Annotated in this window: 14 protein-coding genes; 10 read left to right on the top strand and 4 right to left on the bottom strand. The window is 73.2% G+C overall.

Annotated elements, in window-relative coordinates; genetic code table 11:
* Positions 1-201: 201 nt before the first annotated feature.
* Positions 202-1,974, top strand: a complete 1,773-nt coding sequence (locus tag ACZ4UX_RS16900; protein ID WP_465707203.1) for an acetyl/propionyl/methylcrotonyl-CoA carboxylase subunit alpha — start codon at positions 202-204, stop codon at positions 1,972-1,974.
* 123 nt (positions 1,975-2,097) lie between these two features.
* Here the strand turns inward: ACZ4UX_RS16900 and ACZ4UX_RS16895 are convergent, their stop codons facing one another.
* Together ACZ4UX_RS16895 and ACZ4UX_RS16890 are read right to left on the bottom strand one after the other, a co-directional pair.
* Positions 2,098-3,060 carry a DeoR/GlpR family DNA-binding transcription regulator gene (locus tag ACZ4UX_RS16895; RefSeq protein ID WP_465707228.1) on the bottom strand — a complete coding sequence of 321 codons (963 nt, stop codon included), beginning with the start codon at positions 3,058-3,060 and terminating at the stop codon, positions 2,098-2,100.
* A gap of 236 nt (positions 3,061-3,296) precedes the next feature.
* A complete protein-coding gene (locus ACZ4UX_RS16890; RefSeq protein ID WP_465707202.1) occupies positions 3,297-4,751 on the bottom strand; it encodes an NAD(P)H-quinone dehydrogenase in 1,455 nt (484 codons plus the stop codon).
* A 78-nt stretch (positions 4,752-4,829) separates the two neighbouring features.
* Here ACZ4UX_RS16890 and ACZ4UX_RS16885 point away from each other — a divergent pair, with 78 nt between their 5' ends.
* The 3 genes from ACZ4UX_RS16885 (at position 4,830) to ACZ4UX_RS16875 (ending at position 8,211) form a co-directional block, all read left to right on the top strand.
* On the top strand, positions 4,830-5,267 hold the full coding sequence (locus ACZ4UX_RS16885; protein ID WP_329487974.1) for a gamma-glutamylcyclotransferase family protein: 438 nt from the start codon (positions 4,830-4,832) through the stop codon (positions 5,265-5,267).
* 252 nt (positions 5,268-5,519) lie between these two features.
* On the top strand, positions 5,520-6,341 hold the full coding sequence (locus ACZ4UX_RS16880) for a purine-nucleoside phosphorylase (RefSeq protein ID WP_352295402.1): 822 nt from the start codon (positions 5,520-5,522) through the stop codon (positions 6,339-6,341).
* A 154-nt stretch (positions 6,342-6,495) separates the two neighbouring features.
* Positions 6,496-8,211, top strand: coding sequence for a phospho-sugar mutase (locus ACZ4UX_RS16875; RefSeq protein ID WP_359803618.1), 1,716 nt, complete (start codon positions 6,496-6,498; stop codon positions 8,209-8,211).
* A gap of 67 nt (positions 8,212-8,278) precedes the next feature.
* On the opposite strand, the gene ACZ4UX_RS16870 is transcribed toward ACZ4UX_RS16875, so the two are convergent.
* A complete protein-coding gene (locus ACZ4UX_RS16870) occupies positions 8,279-8,956 on the bottom strand; it encodes a PH domain-containing protein (protein ID WP_329487977.1) in 678 nt (225 codons plus the stop codon).
* 258 nt (positions 8,957-9,214) lie between these two features.
* Between ACZ4UX_RS16870 and deoC the strand changes: the two genes are divergently transcribed.
* The 5 genes from deoC to ACZ4UX_RS16845 all read left to right on the top strand — a co-directional run bounded on the left by deoC (position 9,215) and on the right by ACZ4UX_RS16845 (position 13,953).
* Complete coding sequence (deoC, locus tag ACZ4UX_RS16865) at positions 9,215-10,201, top strand: deoxyribose-phosphate aldolase (protein WP_329487978.1); 987 nt, start codon at positions 9,215-9,217, stop codon at positions 10,199-10,201.
* Positions 10,202-10,206: 5 nt separating this feature from the next.
* On the top strand, positions 10,207-11,688 hold the full coding sequence (locus ACZ4UX_RS16860; RefSeq protein WP_359803615.1) for an aldehyde dehydrogenase family protein: 1,482 nt from the start codon (positions 10,207-10,209) through the stop codon (positions 11,686-11,688).
* On the top strand, positions 11,681-12,583 hold the full coding sequence (locus ACZ4UX_RS16855; protein ID WP_329487980.1) for an aldehyde dehydrogenase family protein: 903 nt from the start codon (positions 11,681-11,683) through the stop codon (positions 12,581-12,583). Before ACZ4UX_RS16860 ends, ACZ4UX_RS16855 begins: the two co-directional genes overlap by 8 nt.
* Positions 12,584-12,850: 267 nt before the next feature.
* Positions 12,851-13,270, top strand: coding sequence for a hypothetical protein (locus tag ACZ4UX_RS16850; RefSeq protein WP_465707201.1), 420 nt, complete (start codon positions 12,851-12,853; stop codon positions 13,268-13,270).
* 47 nt (positions 13,271-13,317) lie between these two features.
* A complete protein-coding gene (locus tag ACZ4UX_RS16845; protein ID WP_359803612.1) occupies positions 13,318-13,953 on the top strand; it encodes an ATP-binding protein in 636 nt (211 codons plus the stop codon).
* Between the two features lie 241 nt (positions 13,954-14,194).
* Here ACZ4UX_RS16845 and ACZ4UX_RS16840 read toward each other — a convergent pair whose 3' ends face one another.
* On the bottom strand, positions 14,195-14,899 hold the full coding sequence (locus ACZ4UX_RS16840) for a SigE family RNA polymerase sigma factor (RefSeq protein WP_380386853.1): 705 nt from the start codon (positions 14,897-14,899) through the stop codon (positions 14,195-14,197).
* A gap of 558 nt (positions 14,900-15,457) precedes the next feature.
* Here ACZ4UX_RS16840 and ACZ4UX_RS16835 point away from each other — a divergent pair.
* Positions 15,458-16,135 (top strand): response regulator transcription factor, encoded by a 678-nt coding sequence (locus tag ACZ4UX_RS16835; protein ID WP_329487983.1) that lies wholly within the window; start codon positions 15,458-15,460, stop codon positions 16,133-16,135.
* Positions 16,136-16,188 lie beyond the last annotated feature (53 nt).

The raw sequence follows: 16,188 nt of genomic DNA, 5'->3' as shown, positions 1-16,188 counted from the left end.
GTCGCCGCGCCGCCCCGTCACCGTCCGCACGGGACGGCTCCCGGCGACGGCACCGGCACCCACCTGGGAAGACCCCGACCGGGTCACGGATCGGGTCCCCGAACGCATCACCCTCCGTGTGGGATAGTTCACAACCTGGGGCTACTCGCCGGTACCACCCAGAAATCCATAAACTCGACCAGGTTCAAGAAGGGAGCCACAGTGCGCAAGGTGCTCATCGCCAACCGCGGAGAAATCGCCGTCCGCGTCGCCCGGGCCTGCTCGGACGCCGGTATCGCCAGCGTCGCCGTCTACGCCGAGCCGGACCGGGATGCGCTGCACGTCCGCGCGGCCGACGAGGCTTACGCGCTGGGCGGCGACACCCCCGGTACCAGCTACCTCGACATCGCGAAGGTCCTGAAGGCCGCCGCCGACTCGGGGGCGGACGCCGTCCACCCCGGCTACGGCTTCCTGTCGGAGAACGCCGAGTTCGCCCAGGCCGTCCTCGACGCGGGCCTGACCTGGATCGGCCCGCCCCCGCAGGCCATCCGCGACCTCGGTGACAAGGTCACCGCCCGGCACGTGGCGCAGCGCGCCGGTGCCCCACTGGTCGCCGGCACGCCGGACCCGGTCTCGGGCGCCGACGAGGTCGTCGTCTTCGCCCAGGAGCACGGCCTCCCGGTCGCCATCAAGGCGGCGTTCGGCGGTGGCGGCCGCGGCCTCAAGGTCGCCCGCACGCTGGAGGAGATCCCGGAGCTCTACGAGTCCGCGGTTCGCGAGGCGGTCGCCGCCTTCGGTCGCGGCGAGTGTTTCGTCGAGCGGTACCTGGACAACCCCCGGCACGTCGAGACCCAGTGCCTGGCCGACCAGCACGGCAACGTGGTGGTCGTCTCCACCCGTGACTGCTCGCTGCAGCGCCGGCACCAGAAGCTCGTCGAGGAGGCGCCCGCGCCGTTCCTCACCCCCGAGCAGAACGCCGAGCTGTACCGGGCCTCCAAGGCCATCCTCAAGGAGGCCGGCTACGTCGGCGCCGGGACCTGCGAGTTCCTGGTCTCCCAGGACGGGCTGATCTCCTTCCTGGAGGTCAACACCCGCCTCCAGGTCGAGCACCCGGTCTCCGAGGAGGTCACCGGGATCGACCTGGTCCGCGAGATGTTCCGGATCGCCGACGGCGAGGAGCTCGGGTACGACGACCCGGAGGTGCGGGGTCACTCGATCGAGTTCCGCATCAACGGCGAGGACCCGGGCCGCGGCTTCCTGCCCGCGCCCGGCACGGTGACGCTGTTCGCGCCGCCGTCCGGCCCCGGCGTCCGGCTGGACGCGGGCGTCGAGACCGGCTCGGTCATCGGCCCCGCCTGGGACTCGCTGCTCGCCAAGCTGATCGTCACCGGCACCACCCGCAAGCAGGCGCTGCAGCGCGCCGCCCGGGCGCTGGCCGAGTTCAAGGTCGAGGGCATGGCCACGGCCATCCCGTTCCACCGCGCGGTCGTGACGGACCCGGCGTTCGCGCCCGAGGTGCACGGCGGCGACGGACCGTTCACGGTCTTCACCCGGTGGATCGAGACCGAGTTCCAGAACACCATCCCCGCGTTCGCCGGTGCGCCCGGCGAGGGCGAGGAGGCCGAGGGCCGCGAGACCGTGGTGGTCGAGGTGGGCGGCAAGCGGATCGAGGTCTCGCTGCCGTCCTCGCTGGGCGTCGCGTCCCCGGCGGCCGCCACCGGCGGTGCGGCCAAGGCCAAGCGCCGGGTCGGTGCCAAGAAGGCCGGCTCGGCGGTCAGCGGTGACACCCTGGCCTCGCCGATGCAGGGCACCATCGTCAAGGTCGCCGTCGAGGAGGGCCAGGTCGTCGCCGAGGGCGAGCTGATCGTCGTCCTGGAGGCGATGAAGATGGAGCAGCCGCTGAACGCCCACAAGGCGGGCACCGTGGTCGGCCTCAAGGCCGAGGTCGGCGGCAGCGTCAGCAGCGGCGCCGCGCTCTGCGAGATCAAGGACTGACGGCTCAGGCCGCCGGACCGGTCCGTACGCCCCTCGGGGTGTGCGGACCGGTTCCGTTTCCGGCCCCGCGACGGCGGTACCGGTCGGCGCCGCCACCGGCACGGCGCCCGCCCGGTGGCGGCGTCAGCGCCCGCGCGGGACGGCCCCCAGCTCGGCGAGCCGGGCCGGCATGGGGCCGCCCGGCCCACCGGGGCCGCCGTGCGCGCCGGGGCGACGCTGACCGGGCAGCGGGGCACCGCCGGGCGGCGGGGCCGCGCGCCGGGCCAGCGGGCCGGGCTGGGTCTGGTGGACGGGCCCGCTGCCGGTGCCGTGCACGGGGGCGTCCCCGGTCGGCGCCGCGCTGAGCGGCGCCAGGTCGATCTGCACCCCGCAGTCGGCGAGCGCGTCCAGCTCGCGGGCGGTGGTGTCGTCGGCGGCGGCGTGCTCGTCGGTGACCAGCCGGGTGATGGTCTCGGTCGGGACGGTCTGGAACATGGTGTCCGCGCCGAGCTTGGTGTGGTCGGCGAGGACGATGACCTCGGCAGCCGACTGCACCAGAGCCCGGTCCACGCTCGCGGAGAGCATGTTCGTGGTCGACAGTCCGCGCTCGGCGGTCAGTCCACTGCCGGAGATGAACGCCTTGGAGACCCGCAGCCCGTGCAGCGACTGCTCGGCGCCACTGCCCACCAGGGCGTAGTTGGAACCCCGCAGGGTGCCGCCGGTCATCACCACCTCCACCCGGTTGGCGTGCGCCAGCGCCTGCGCGACCAGCAGGGAGTTGGTGACCACCGTCAGCCCGGGCACCCGGGCCAGTCGGCGGGCCAGCTCCTGCGTGGTGGTACCGGCGCCGACCACCACCGCGTCACCCTCCTCCACCAGGCCCGCGGCGAGATCGGCGATGGCGCTCTTCTCGGCCGCGGAGAGGTGGGTCTTCTGCGGATAGCCGGGTTCGCGGCTGAAGCCGCCGGGGAGCACCGCGCCGCCGTGCCGGCGGTCGAGGAGCCCTTCTGCCTCGAGTGCCCGTACGTCACGACGTACGGTCACTTCGGAGGTCTGGACGACGCGGGCCAGTTCGCGGAGCGACACAGCTCCGTTGGCGCGCACCATTTCGAGGATCAACTGGCGACGTTCTGCTGCAAACACAGAACCGACGGTAACCTGCGTGACCGTCTGCTTTCAGGCGTTTGCAGCTAGTAGCGGGAATTGCTCACGCACGAGCGGCGCGTGACCGTACAATACGCGCCGTCAGCAACCCGGGACTGCGCCCGCCGTCCGGGTGACGGACCCGCCCGCGCGAAGGGCGGCCGCCGACCGGCAGCCGCCCCCAACTGCGCGTCCGGTGCTCAGGATTCGCCGTCGGCCCGCTTGCGGATGTGCAGCTGCCGGGCGGCCTCGGCGGTCGAGCCGGAGACGGACGGGTAGACGGTGAAGGCGCTGGCCACCTGTTCGACCGTCAGATTGGCGTCCACCGCGAGCGCGATCGGGTGGATCAGCTCGCTGGCGCGCGGGGCGACCACCACGCCGCCGACCACGATGCCGGTGCCCGGGCGGCAGAACAGCTTCACGAAGCCGTCCCGGATGCCCTGCATCTTGGCCCGCGGGTTGCCCCGCAGCGGCAGCTTGACCTCGACCGCGTCCATCTTGCCGCAACTCACGTCGGCGGCGGTGTAGCCGACGGTGGCGATCTCCGGGTCGGTGAAGACGTTGGAGGCCACGGTCTTCAGGTTCAGCGGCTGCACCGCGTCGCCGAGCGCGTGGTACATCGCGATCCGGCCCTGCATGGCCGCCACCGAGGCGAGCATGAAGACGCCGGTGCAGTCACCGGCCGCGTACACGCCGGGGGCACTGGTGCGGGAGACCCGGTCGACCTTGATCTGACCCCAGTCGTTGAGCTTCACCCCCGCCTCCTCCAGGCCCATCTCGGCGGTGTTGGGGATCGAGCCGACCGCCATCAGGCAGTGCGTGCCCCTGATCACCTTGCCGTCGGAGAGCGTCACCTCGACGTGGTCGCCGACCCGCTTGACCGTCTCGGCCCGGCTGCGGCCCATCACGTTCATGCCGCGGCGGCGGAAGACCTCCTCCAGCACCTCGGCGGCGTCCGGGTCCTCGCCCGGCAGCACCCGGTCGCGGCTCGACACCAGGGTGACCTTGGAACCGAGCGCCTGGTAGGCGCCGGCGAACTCGGCACCGGTCACGCCGGAGCCGACCACGATCAGCTCGGCCGGCAGCTCCTCCAGGTCGTACACCTGGGTCCAGGTCAGGATCCGCTCGCCGTCCGGCTGGGCGTCCGGCAGCTCGCGCGGGTGCGCGCCGGTGGCGATCAGCACCGCGTCGGCGTGCAGCGACTGGACGCTGCCGTCGGGCGCGTCCACCAGCACCTCGCGGGAGCCGTCCGCGGCCTGCCCGCCGCCGCCGAGCCGGCCCCGGCCGCGCAGCACGGTGACCCCGGCCCGGGTCACCGACTGGGTGATGTCATGGGACTGCGCGATGGCGAGGCGCTTGACGCGTCGGTTGACCTTGCCGAGGTCCACGCCGACCACCCGGGCCTGCCGCTCCAGCGGTGGGGTGTCGTCGGCGACGATGATGCCCAGCTCTTCGTACGAGCTGTCGAAGGTCGTCATCACCTCCGCGGTCGCGATCAGGGTCTTCGACGGCACGCAGTCCGTGAGCACCGCCGATCCGCCCAGACCGTCGCGGTCGACGACGGTCACCTCCGCGCCGAGCTGGGAGGCGACGAGCGCCGCCTCGTAGCCGCCGGGTCCGCCACCGATGATCACGATCCGAGTCACGTCCACCATTGTCCCGTATGCCGAGCGCGCTGCCACGCCGGGGTCGGGGCTTCTGTCCGATCGCCCAGTCGCCGTAGGCTGCACCCCATGCCCCTCTACGCCGCGTATGCCACCAACCTCGATGCTCGGCAGATGACCCGCCGCGCTCCGCACTCCCCGCTGCGCGGTACCGGGTGGCTGGACGGCTGGCGGCTCACCTTCGGCGGCGAGCAGCTCGGCTGGGAGGGCTCGCTGGCCACCGTGGTCGAGGACGAGAAGGAGCAGGTCTTCGTCTCGCTCTACGACGTCGCGCCGATGGACGAGGAGGGCCTGGACCGCTGGGAGGGCGTCCAGCTCGGCATCTACCGCAAGATCAAGCTGCGCGCGCACACCCTGGACGGCGACATCCCGGTCTGGACGTACGTGCTCAACGACTACGAGGGCGGCCTGCCCGCCGCCCGCTACCTGGGCCTGGTCGCCGACGCGGCGGAGAGCGCCGGGGCGCCGCACGACTACGTCCTGGACCTGCGCCGCCGCCCCTGCTGACCTCCGGGCCCGCGCGGCACCGCCGCACCCCCGACTCCCCCCGGCCCGCGCCGCCGCCCCGGGCCGGCGCGCGGCTCGGCGCCCGCCCGGCCCGGCGGCGGCCGCGCGGCGCCGGACGGCTGTAGCTTGCTCCCACCCGGGCCGCCGTAAGCAGGCCTGCGAGCTGTACTTTCACGCCACCCGGGTAACGATCCGGCACGTCGTACCGGGATCTTCTACGCGCGTAGCCGATTCCCGTCTATCCTCGGACCTGTGAACGCATCTCCTCAGTCGGTCGTCTCCGCCGACCCCTACGCCGCCGCCCAGGCCGCCGCCGAGCGCCTGCGCGAGCTGACCGGCGCCGAGCGCCACGACGTCGCCCTGGTGATGGGCTCCGGCTGGGTGCCGGCCGCCGACGCCCTCGGTGAGACCGTGGCGGAGTTCCCGGTCACCGACCTCCCGGGCTTCCCCGCCCCCGCCGTGGCCGGCCACGCCGGCACGATCCGCTCGGTGAAGATCGGCGACAAGCGCGCCCTGATCTTCCTGGGCCGCAACCACTACTACGAGGGCCACGGCGTGGCCACGGTGGTCCACGGCGTGCGCACCGCCGCCGCCGCCGGCTGCGGCATCATCGTGCTGACCAACGGCTGCGGCGGTCTGCGCGACGGCTGGGTCCCCGGCCAGCCGGTCCTGATCAGCGACCACATCAACCTGACCGCGGACTCCCCGATCGTCGGCGCCAACTTCGTCGACCTGACGGACCTCTACTCCAAGCGGCTGCGCGAGCTCTGCCGCGAGGTGGACTCCACCCTCGACGAGGCCGTCTACGTGCAGTTCCGCGGCCCGCACTACGAGACCCCGGCCGAGGTCCACATGGCCCGGGTGATCGGTGGCGAGCTGGTCGGCATGTCCACCACGCTGGAGGCCATCGCCGCCCGCGAGGCCGGCGCCGAGGTGCTCGGCATCTCGCTGGTCACCAACCTGGCGGCCGGCATCACCGGTGAGCCGCTCAACCACGCCGAGGTGCTGGAGGCCGGCAAGGCCTCCGCCGAGCGCATGGGCGCGCTGCTCGCGAAGGTCCTTGAGCGGATCTGATCCGGCTCTGACGCACAATCGTGAGCGACGGGGTTCGCGGGCGGCTGTGATCCGCTGATCACACCCGCCCGCGGGCCCCGTCCGCATGCGCGCCCCACTCTCGCGGAACCCTCCGGCCGACCGAACCGACGCACTTCCCCATGGAGTCGCAGCCATGACGCAGGCACCCACCACCGATCTCCTCGCCCGGGCCCGGACCTGGCTGGCCGAGGACCCCGACCCGCAGACCCGCGAGGAGCTGGCCGCGCTGCTGGCCGCGGCCGAGGGCCCGGACGCCGAGTCGGACAGCAAGCTCGCCTGGTCGCGACTGGCCGAGCGGTTCTCCGACCGCCTCCAGTTCGGCACCGCCGGCCTGCGCGGCGAGCTGGGCGCGGGCCCGATGCGGATGAACCGCGCCGTGGTGATCCGGGCCGCCGCCGGCCTGGTGGCGTACGTGAAGAAGGAGAACCTGGGCGACCTCGTCGTCATCGGCTACGACGCCCGGCACAAGTCCTTCGACTTCGCCCGGGACACCGCCGCCGTGGTGGTCGGCGCCGGCCTGCGGGCCGCCCTGCTGCCGCGCGCGCTGCCCACCCCGGTGCTCGCCTTCGCGGTCCGCCACCTCGGCGCGGCCGCCGGCGTCACCGTGACCGCCAGCCACAACCCGCCGCAGGACAACGGCTACAAGGTCTACCTGGGCGACGGCTCGCAGATCGTCCCGCCGGCCGACGCCGGGATCGCCGCCGAGATCGACGCGATCGGCTCGCTCGCCGAGGTCCCGCTCGCCGAGGACGGCTGGGACGTCGTCGGCGAGGACGTCGTGGACGCCTACCTGGCCCGCGCCGTGTCCATCGTGGACCCGCACAGCCCGCGCGACCTGGCCGTCGTCTACACCCCGATGCACGGCGTCGGCCGGGACACCCTGGTCGCCGCCTTCGACCGGGCCGGCTTCCCCGCGCCCACCGTGGTCGCCGAACAGGCCGAGCCCGACCCGGACTTCCCGACCGTGGCCTTCCCCAACCCGGAGGAGCCGGGGGCGATGGACCTCGCCTTCCGCACCGCCGCCGCGGTCGGCCCGGACATCGTCATCGCCAACGACCCGGACGCCGACCGCTGCGCGGTGGCCGTCCCGGCCAACGGCACCGCCGACGGCGACGGCACCGGCTGGCGCATGCTGCGCGGCGACGACGTGGGCGCGCTGCTGGGCGCCGCGCTGGTCGCCAAGCGGGCCACCGGCACCTTCGCCACCACCATCGTCTCCTCCACCCTGCTCGGCCGGATCGCCGAGGCGGCCGGGCTGGGCTACGCCGAGACGCTGACCGGCTTCAAGTGGATCGCCCGCGCCGACGGCCTGCGCTACGGCTTCGAGGAGGCGCTGGGCTACTGCGTCGACCCGCAGGGCGTGCGCGACAAGGACGGCATCACCGCCGCCCTGCTGGTCGCCGAGCTGGCCGCGACCCTCAAGCGGTCCGGCCGCACCCTGGCCGACCTGCTGGACGACCTGGCGCTGGAGCACGGCCTGCACGCCACCGACCAGCTCTCCGTCCGGGTGGAGGACCTCGCGCTGATCGCGGAGGCGATGCAGCGCCTGCGCGAGCGGCCGCCGACCGTGCTGGCCGGCCTGACGGTCACCCGGGCCGACGACCTGACCGCCGGCTCCGCCGACCTGCCGCCCACCGACGGCCTGCGCTACTACCTGGCCGGCGAGGGCGTCCGCTCGGCCCGGATCGTGGTCCGGCCGTCCGGCACCGAGCCCAAGCTGAAGTGCTACCTGGAGGTCGTCCTCCCGGTCGGTTCGGCCGCCGACCTGGCCCCCGCCCGGGAGCGCGCCGCCGAGCTGCTGGGCGCGATCAAGCGCGACCTGGCCGCGGCCGCCGGCATCGACGCCTGATCCACCCGCGCATGCCGAAGGGGCCCGCCGTTCCCGGCGGGCCCCTTCGGCGTGCTCCTCGGCGTGCTCAGGCGACGATCGCGGCGATCAGCGCGACCAGACCGAGCAGGGTCGGCGCGATGATCCACCAGCACCACCGCACGACCAGCGGGCCTGCCGCGTCGGGGCGGCCCGCGTTCCGCTCGGCGGTCTCCTGGAGGATCGCGACCACCTGGTCGGACCAGGCCCGGTTCGGGTCCGGCGCGCCCTCGACCACCGACGGCGCCGGCCGCCCGAAGGCCGTGCCCAGCCGGGAGGCGTGCTGCTGCCCGCCGCCGCGCTGCTGGATCCGGTTGGCCCGCTTGCGCTGGCGCAGCGACACCGGCACGGCCCACACCTGGTACTTGTGGCCCCCGGCCAGCAGCTCCACCGAGTACCCCGCGCGCAGGGCGTCCACGGCCGCCCACGGCGCGGTGATCGTCCGCAGCGGGTTGCGCACGACCAGCCGGCGGTCGTTCACCCGCACGGCCGGCCGCAGCGTGTAGGCGATCACCGGGAAGGCGAACACCGGTACCGCGGCCAGCGCGACGTACGGGGTCCTGCCCGTCCCGTTCAGCACCGCGTCCCCGATCAGCCACCCGGCCACGGCCAGCAGGAGCACACCGGAGATCACACCGGGAATGGAGCGGTACACGCGGTCGGCGTACACGGGCTCCCCGTCGGAGCCGGCCGAGCCCTGGTGGGGCTTGCCGTCGGATTCGGTCATGGCGACGATTCTGCCCCATGCACCCCGTGATCTACAGGGGTGGCGATCACCGTGGTGGCCCCGGCCGTCGCCCCCGGCCCGGCGGCGGGCCCCGCCGCTTCCCGTCGTTCCCCCGCCGTTTCTCCCGCCACTCCCCGGCCACTCCCCCGCCGCGAGCCGCTCCCGGGCCGGGCCCACCGGGCCGAGATCTCGGTCCGGCATCGAAAAGCGGGCCCCCTAGCGGTTGGCTACGCGCGTAGATATGCTGGTGTGGTGACTATGTCCACTCTTGCAGCCAATGCCCCCGGCGCTGCGGGCAGCGGTCTTGAGGACGTTGCGGCGTCCGAGGCCTCGCTCCGCCGCTTCCTGCACGGCCTGCCCGGCGTCGACCAGGTCGGCCTGGAGGCGCGCGCCGCCACTCTCGGTACCCGCTCGATCAAGACCTCGGCGAAGGCGTACGCCATCGACCTGGCCATCTCGATGATCGACCTGACCACCCTCGAAGGCGCGGACACCGCCGGCAAGGTGCGCGCGCTGTGCGCCAAGGGCCGGACCCCGGATCCGTCCGACCCGGCCACCCCGCGCGTCGCCGCCATCTGTGTCTATCCGGACATGGTCGCCACCGCGAAGGACGCCCTGCGCGGCACCGACATCCAGGTCGCCTCCGTCGCCACCGCCTTCCCCGCCGGGCGCGCCGCGCTCCCGGTCAAGCTCGCCGACACCGCCGACGCGGTCGCGGCCGGCGCCGACGAGATCGACATGGTGATCGACCGGGGTGCCTTCCTCTCCGGCCGCTACCTGGACGTCTTCAACGAGATCGTCGCCGTCAAGGAGGCGTGCAAGCGCCCCGACGGCACCGCCGCCCACCTCAAGGTGATCTTCGAGACCGGCGAGCTGCAGACGTACGACAACGTGCGCCGCGTCTCCTGGCTGGCGATGCTGGCCGGCGCCGACTTCATCAAGACCTCCACCGGCAAGGTCGCCGTCAACGCGACCCCGCCGGTCACCCTGCTGATGCTGGAGGCCGTCCGCGACTTCAAGGCGCAGACCGGCGTCCAGGTCGGCGTGAAGCCCGCCGGTGGCATCAAGACCACCAAGGACGCCATGAAGTACCTGGTGATGGTCAACGAGACCCTCGGCGACGACTGGCTGACCCCGCACTGGTTCCGCTTCGGCGCCTCCAGCCTGCTCAACGATCTGCTGATGCAGCGTCAGAAGCTGACCACCGGACGGTACTCCGGCCCCGACTACGTGACGGTGGACTGATCACCATGGCCAAGAAGAAGAACATCGAGGAGCCCGCGGCCCAGCCGACCGGCGGCCTCTTCAGCTACGCCCCGGCGCCCGAGTCCCCCGCCGCCGCGGGTGACATCGCCACCTCGTACGGCCACTTCATCGGCGGCGAGTTCGTCGACTCCTCCGGCAGCGAGGCCCTGAAGACGGTCAACCCGGCCACCGAGCAGGTGCTCGCCGAGTTCGCCCAGGGCACCGAGGAGGACGTCGACCGCGCGGTCGCCGCCGCCCGCAGGGCCTTCACCGACTGGTCGGCGCTGCCCGGCAGCGAGCGCGCCAAGTACCTGTTCCGGATCGCCCGGATCATCCAGGAGCGCAGCCGCGAGCTGGCCGTGCTGGAGTCGATCGACAACGGCAAGCCGATCCGCGAGACCCGCGACGTCGACCTGCCGCTGGTCGCCGCGCACTTCTTCTACTACGCGGGCTGGGCCGACAAGCTCGACTTCGCCGGCTACGGCGCGAACCCGCGCCCGCTGGGCGTGGCCGGCCAGGTCATCCCCTGGAACTTCCCGCTGCTGATGCTGGCGTGGAAGATCGCCCCGGCGCTGGCCACCGGCAACACCGTGGTGCTGAAGCCGGCCGAGACCACCCCGCTGACCGCGCTGCGCTTCGCCGAGATCTGCCGCCAGGCGGGCCTGCCGAAGGGTGTCGTCAACATCGTCACCGGTGACGGCCGCACCGGCGCCGCGCTCACCTCGCACCCGGACGTCAACAAGGTCGCCTTCACCGGCTCCACCCCGGTCGGCCGGGCGATCGCCAAGCAGATCGCGGGCACCCGCAAGAAGCTCTCGCTGGAGCTCGGCGGCAAGGCCGCGAACATCGTCTTCGACGACGCGCCGATCGACCAGGCGGTCGAGGGCATCGTCAACGGCATCTTCTTCAACCAGGGCCACGTCTGCTGCGCGGGTTCGCGCCTGCTGGTCCAGGAGTCGATCCACGACGAGCTGCTGGACGCCCTGAAGCGCCGGATGGGCACCCTGCGGGTCGGCGACCCGCTGGACAAGAACACCGACATCGGCGCCATCAACTCGGCCGCCCAGCTGGCCCGGATCACCGCGCTGACCGACGCCGGCGAGGCCGAGGGCGCCGAGCGCTGGTCGCCCGCCTGCGAGCTGCCCGGCACCGGCTTCTGGTTCAGGCCGACCGTCTTCACCGGCGTCAGCCAGGCCCACCGGATCGCCCAGGAGGAGATCTTCGGGCCGGTCCTGTCGGTGCTGACCTTCCGCACCCCGGCCGAGGCGGTCGACAAGGCCAACAACACCCCGTACGGCCTCTCCGCCGGCATCTGGACGGAGAAGGGCTCGCGCATCCTCTGGACCGCCAACAGGCTCAAGGCCGGCGTGGTCTGGGCCAACACCTTCAACAAGTTCGACCCGACCTCGCCGTTCGGCGGCTACAAGGAGTCGGGTTACGGCCGCGAAGGTGGCCGCCACGGTCTGGAGGCCTACCTCGATGTCTGATGTCGTGAGCCGTCTTGATGTCCTCAAGACCTACAAGCTGTACGTCGGCGGGAAGTTCCCGCGCTCCGAGAGCGGGCGGGTGTACGAGGTGACGGACTCGAAGGGCGAGTGGCTGGCCAACGCCCCGCTCGGCACCCGCAAGGACGCCCGGGACGCCGTGCTGGCGGCCCGCGCGGCCGTCAAGGGCTGGGCCGGCACCACCGCGTACAACCGCGGCCAGGTGCTGTACCGCGTCGCCGAGATGCTGCAGGGCCGGCGCGAGCAGTTCGCCGCCGAGGTGGCGCTCTCCGAGGGCGTCGGCCCGAAGAAGGCCGCCGCCCTGGTGGACGCCGCCATCGACCGCTGGGTCTGGTACGCGGGCTGGACCGACAAGGTCGCCCAGATCGCGGGCGGCGCCAACCCGGTCGCCGGGCCGTTCTTCAACCTCTCCACCCCGGAGCCGACCGGTGTGGTCGGGATCGTCGCCCCGCAGGCCGGTTACGGGCACTCGCTGCTCGGCCTGGTCTCGGTGATCGCGCCCGCCATCGCCACGGGCAACACCGTGGTGGTCGCGGCGGCCGCGGACGCCCCGCTGCCGGCCCTGTCGCTGGGCGAGGTGCTGGCCACCTCGGACGTCCCCGGCGGCGTGGTCAACATCATCTCGGGCCGGACCGCCGACATCGCGCCCACCCTGGCCTCGCACCAGGACGTCAACGCGGTGGACCTCACCGGCGCCATCGCCGCCGACGGTCCCGGCGCGGCGGGCGCGCTGGAAGCCGCCGCCGCGGATACCCTGAAGAGGGTGGTCCGTCCGGAGCTGGACCCGTTCGCCCAGGACTGGACCAATGCTCCCGGTACCGACCGGCTACTCTCGTTCCTGGAGACGAAGACGGTCTGGCACCCGATGGGGATCTGACCTCCTCGTCACCCCCGGGCCCGATGGGCCCACCGAGTAACAACTCCACAAGCTGGCCGTCCCCAGTGCCCTCACCCCCCCAGGGCCCGGACGGTCATTGGACGGACCCGCGCCTCTCCCCCCCTGGCGCGGGTCCGTCGACTTTCCGCCCGGCCCCCGCTGCGGATCCGTCGACTTTCGTCGCCGGCCCGCCATCCTTTCGGCGCTCCCGGCCGGCCCCCGCCCCCGCACAGACTGGGGCGACACCGCACACCGAGGGGGCACCGCGTGGGAGAGATCGCCGGCGAGCTGATGGCACTGTTCGCGGACGGGTTCGTCCGCAGGCTGTTCGTGGCCCGCACCCGGCGCCGGCTGGCCGCCGGCAAGCCGGTCCGGATCCCCTGCTCGGCCCGCTCCGACGGCCCCGGCTGGCCGCCGCGCTACGTCAACGGGGGGATCCGCGTCACACCGGGCGCCGCGAGCGCCGAGTTCGGCTCGCGCGAGCTCGACGGCGCCGGCCCGGTCGTACTGGCCGCCGGCGGGGCCTTCCGGGCCCCCGAGCCGGACACCTGGCACGACCACGACTGGGCCGCCACCGCCTACCTGGCACCCGGCGCCGGGCAGCCGGTCTTCCTCCAGGTCGACAGCCGGTACCTGCCGCTGCTGCACCACGCCCTCACCGCACCGGAGTCGCCGCACAAGGTGTGACCCGACGGGTTTCGGCATCCGGCCCCGATGCGTCAGACTGGTGTCCCGTGAGTGACTCCCCGCTGAATGCCGCGCCGATAGCCCGTGCCCGAGTGGTCCTGCTGTCCGGGCCCTCCGGATCGGGGAAGTCCTCACTGGCGGAGCGGAGCGGCCTGCCGGTGCTCCAGCTCGACGACTTCTACAAGGACGGGGACGACCCCACCCTGCCGCTGCTGGACGACGGCGCGGTCGACTGGGACTCCCCGCTCGCCTGGCACCGTGACGAGGCCCTGGCGGCGATCCGCGGCCTCCACGAGAGCGGCCGCGCCGAAGTCCCGGTGTACTCGATCCCGGCCAACGGCCGCGTCTCCACCCAGGTGCTGGACCTCGCCGGGGCGCCCGCGTTCATCGCCGAGGGCATCTTCGCCGCCGAGATCGCCGGCGCCTGCGCCGCCGAGGGCCTGCTGGGCGACGCCCTGTGCCTGCGCAACGGCGCGCTCACCACCGCCTGGCGGCGGCTGCGCCGGGACGTCCGGGAGAGCCGCAAGTCGCTGCCCGTCCTGGTGCGCCGCGGCTGGCGGCTGATGCGGGCCGAGCGCTCGATCGTCGGCCGGCAGGTCGAACTGGGCGCCCACCCCTGCACCGGCCCGGAGGCGGACCGGCGGATCCGCGCGGCGGCCGGACGGCAGCTCTCCGCGGTCTGAGCTCCACCGGGGGGCCGCCACGCACGCACGCCCTCCGCACGCGCCCGCACGCCCGCACACACGCACTCACGCACGAAGAACGGCGGGCCCGGTGCGTCTCCCCCGCACCGGGCCCGCCGCTTTCCCGGACGGTCATCGGGCTCCCCCGGTTACGCCGCTCCCCCGAGCCGGCGCTGCCAGTTTCCCTGACCGTCCTCACCCGTCCCCCGACGGGAGTCCCTCGCCCCTCGCGGGGCCGTTCTCAGGCGACCAGCTCGCCGAACGCCCGGGCGGTGTCGCCCGACTTGTTCAGGTGCTCGTCGTCGCGCAGGCGGCGCAGCGCGCGCCAGATGCTGCTCTTGACCGTGCCGACGCTGATGCCGAGCACGTCGGCGATCTCCGGGTCGGTCTTGCCCTCGTAGTAGCGCAGCACCAGCATGGTGCGCTGGTTCTCCGGCAGCTTGGCCAGCGCCTGCCAGAGCACGGCGCGCAGCTCGGTGCCGCCCATCGCGTCGGTGTCGCCGACCGTCTCCGGCAGCTCCTCGGTCGGGTACTCGTTGACCTTGCGGCGCCGCCAGGCGGAGATGTGCAGGTTGGTCATGGTGCGGCGGAGGTAGCCCCCCACCGCGGCCTTGTCGGTGATCCGGCCCCAGGCCCGGTAGGTGCTGAAGAGCGCGCTCTGCAGCAGGTCCTCGGCCTCGAAGCGGTCACCGGTCAGGTGGTACGCCGTGGCGTACAGGGAGGCGCGGCGCTCGCGCACGTACGCGGTGAACTCCGTGGTGTAGTCCTCCGCGACGGCCGGGTGCTCCCCCTGCGCGTCTCCCTGTCCCGCCTCGGCGGTGCGGGTCGCCGCGGGGTTCAGCCGCAGCAGCGTCGCACCCGCGGCCCCGCGGCCGGCCGACTCCCCCGAGTCGACCTTCCGCAGCCCGCTCCCCCCGATCCCCCGGGTTCCCCCGTTCCCCCCCAGGGTGTCCTTGCCCTCGACGCGGACGGGGAGGATCCCCCGCAGCGTCAGGGTGTTGGCGGAGTCGGCCACGTTCCCCCGGTGGCCGATCCCGTACAGCTCCCCCTGCCTGCCGCCGCCGCTCACCCGGCGGGCGACAGTGTTTCCACCGGCGCTGTGCGCGCACCCCCGCACGGTCACGGCACCGGAGGTCTCGTCGGTCCTGACCTCGTACCGGGTCCGGTGGGTGGCCGATGACGAACGCGCGGTGCGGTCAGCCGGGTTGGTCCGGGTCTGCAGCCTGGCGTTCATCGTGCGCCCCCTTGGTCGGTACGAGCGGTTCCTGTTGCCACCGTTCAGCCGGCCAGTTGGCCCGCTGTCCTGCGGCGACATGGAAAATCTTGCCCGCCGGTTGTGATGACGCTGTCCGTCGACTGTCACAGGGCTGTCACAGGGGCGGGGCTTTCGTCCCGCATCGCCTCCCGCCGTGACGGACGCCGGTGGCTCGGGTTCCGGTTCCCACCCGGTCGGTGACCGGTGCCGGGGGGTGATTCGGCGCTCCGGGTGAGCCAGAATGAGGCCGTGCCTTTCCTCCTACTGATCGAGGACGACGACGCCATCCGTACCGGCCTCGAACTCGCTCTCACCCGCCAGGGCCACAAAGTGGCCACCGCCGCCTCCGGCGAGGACGGTCTGAGGCTCTTCAAGGAGCAGCGGCCGGACCTCATCGTGCTGGACGTCATGCTGCCCGGAATCGACGGCTTCGAGGTCTGCCGCCGGATCCGCCGCACCGACCAGCTTCCGATCATCCTGCTCACCGCCCGGTCCGACGACATCGATGTCGTCGTCGGCCTGGAGTCCGGCGCGGACGACTACGTCGTCAAGCCGGTGCAGCCGCGCGTCCTGGACGCCCGGATCCGGGCCGTGCTGCGGCGCGGTGAGCGGGAGAGCTCGGACTCCTCCGCGTACGGGACCGTGGTGATCGACCGCGCGGCGATGACCGTCACCAAGGACGGCGAGGACCTCCAGCTCACGCCGACCGAGCTGCGGCTGCTGCTGGAGCTCAGCCGCCGGCCCGGGCAGGCCCTCTCCCGCCAGCAACTGCTGCGCCTGGTCTGGGAACACGACTACCTCGGCGACTCCCGGCTGGTGGACGCGTGCGTCCAGCGGCTGCGGGCGAAGGTCGAGGACGTGCCCTCGGCGCCCACCCTGATCCGCACGGTGCGCGGGGTCGGCTACCGTCTGGACCCGCCGGCGTGACCGCGCCCGGCAGCGCCCCGCCGCTGATATCCCGCCTCTCCTGATCTTCCGCA

The organism is Kitasatospora sp. NPDC028961 (assembly GCF_055564815.1).
The sequence above is the reverse complement of the archived record's forward strand: the minus strand, read 5'-3'. Positions and strand labels throughout refer to the sequence as shown.

What these genes read in the sequence shown, in the direction of transcription:
- ACZ4UX_RS16895 (WP_465707228.1), bottom strand. Translation starts at nt 3,060, where the DNA reads ATGGTGCGCGCCAACGGAGCTGTGTCGCTCCGCGAACTGGCCCGCGTC.
- ACZ4UX_RS16885 (WP_329487974.1), top strand. Translation starts at nt 4,830, where the DNA reads ATGCCCCTCTACGCCGCGTATGCCACCAACCTCGATGCTCGGCAGATG.
- ACZ4UX_RS16855 (WP_329487980.1), top strand. Translation starts at nt 11,681, where the DNA reads ATGTCTGATGTCGTGAGCCGTCTTGATGTCCTCAAGACCTACAAGCTG.
- ACZ4UX_RS16875 (WP_359803618.1), top strand. Translation starts at nt 6,496, where the DNA reads ATGACGCAGGCACCCACCACCGATCTCCTCGCCCGGGCCCGGACCTGG.
- deoC (WP_329487978.1), top strand. Translation starts at nt 9,215, where the DNA reads ATGTCCACTCTTGCAGCCAATGCCCCCGGCGCTGCGGGCAGCGGTCTT.
- ACZ4UX_RS16890 (WP_465707202.1), bottom strand. Translation starts at nt 4,751, where the DNA reads ATGGTGGACGTGACTCGGATCGTGATCATCGGTGGCGGACCCGGCGGC.
- ACZ4UX_RS16870 (WP_329487977.1), bottom strand. Translation starts at nt 8,956, where the DNA reads ATGACCGAATCCGACGGCAAGCCCCACCAGGGCTCGGCCGGCTCCGAC.
- ACZ4UX_RS16860 (WP_359803615.1), top strand. Translation starts at nt 10,207, where the DNA reads ATGGCCAAGAAGAAGAACATCGAGGAGCCCGCGGCCCAGCCGACCGGC.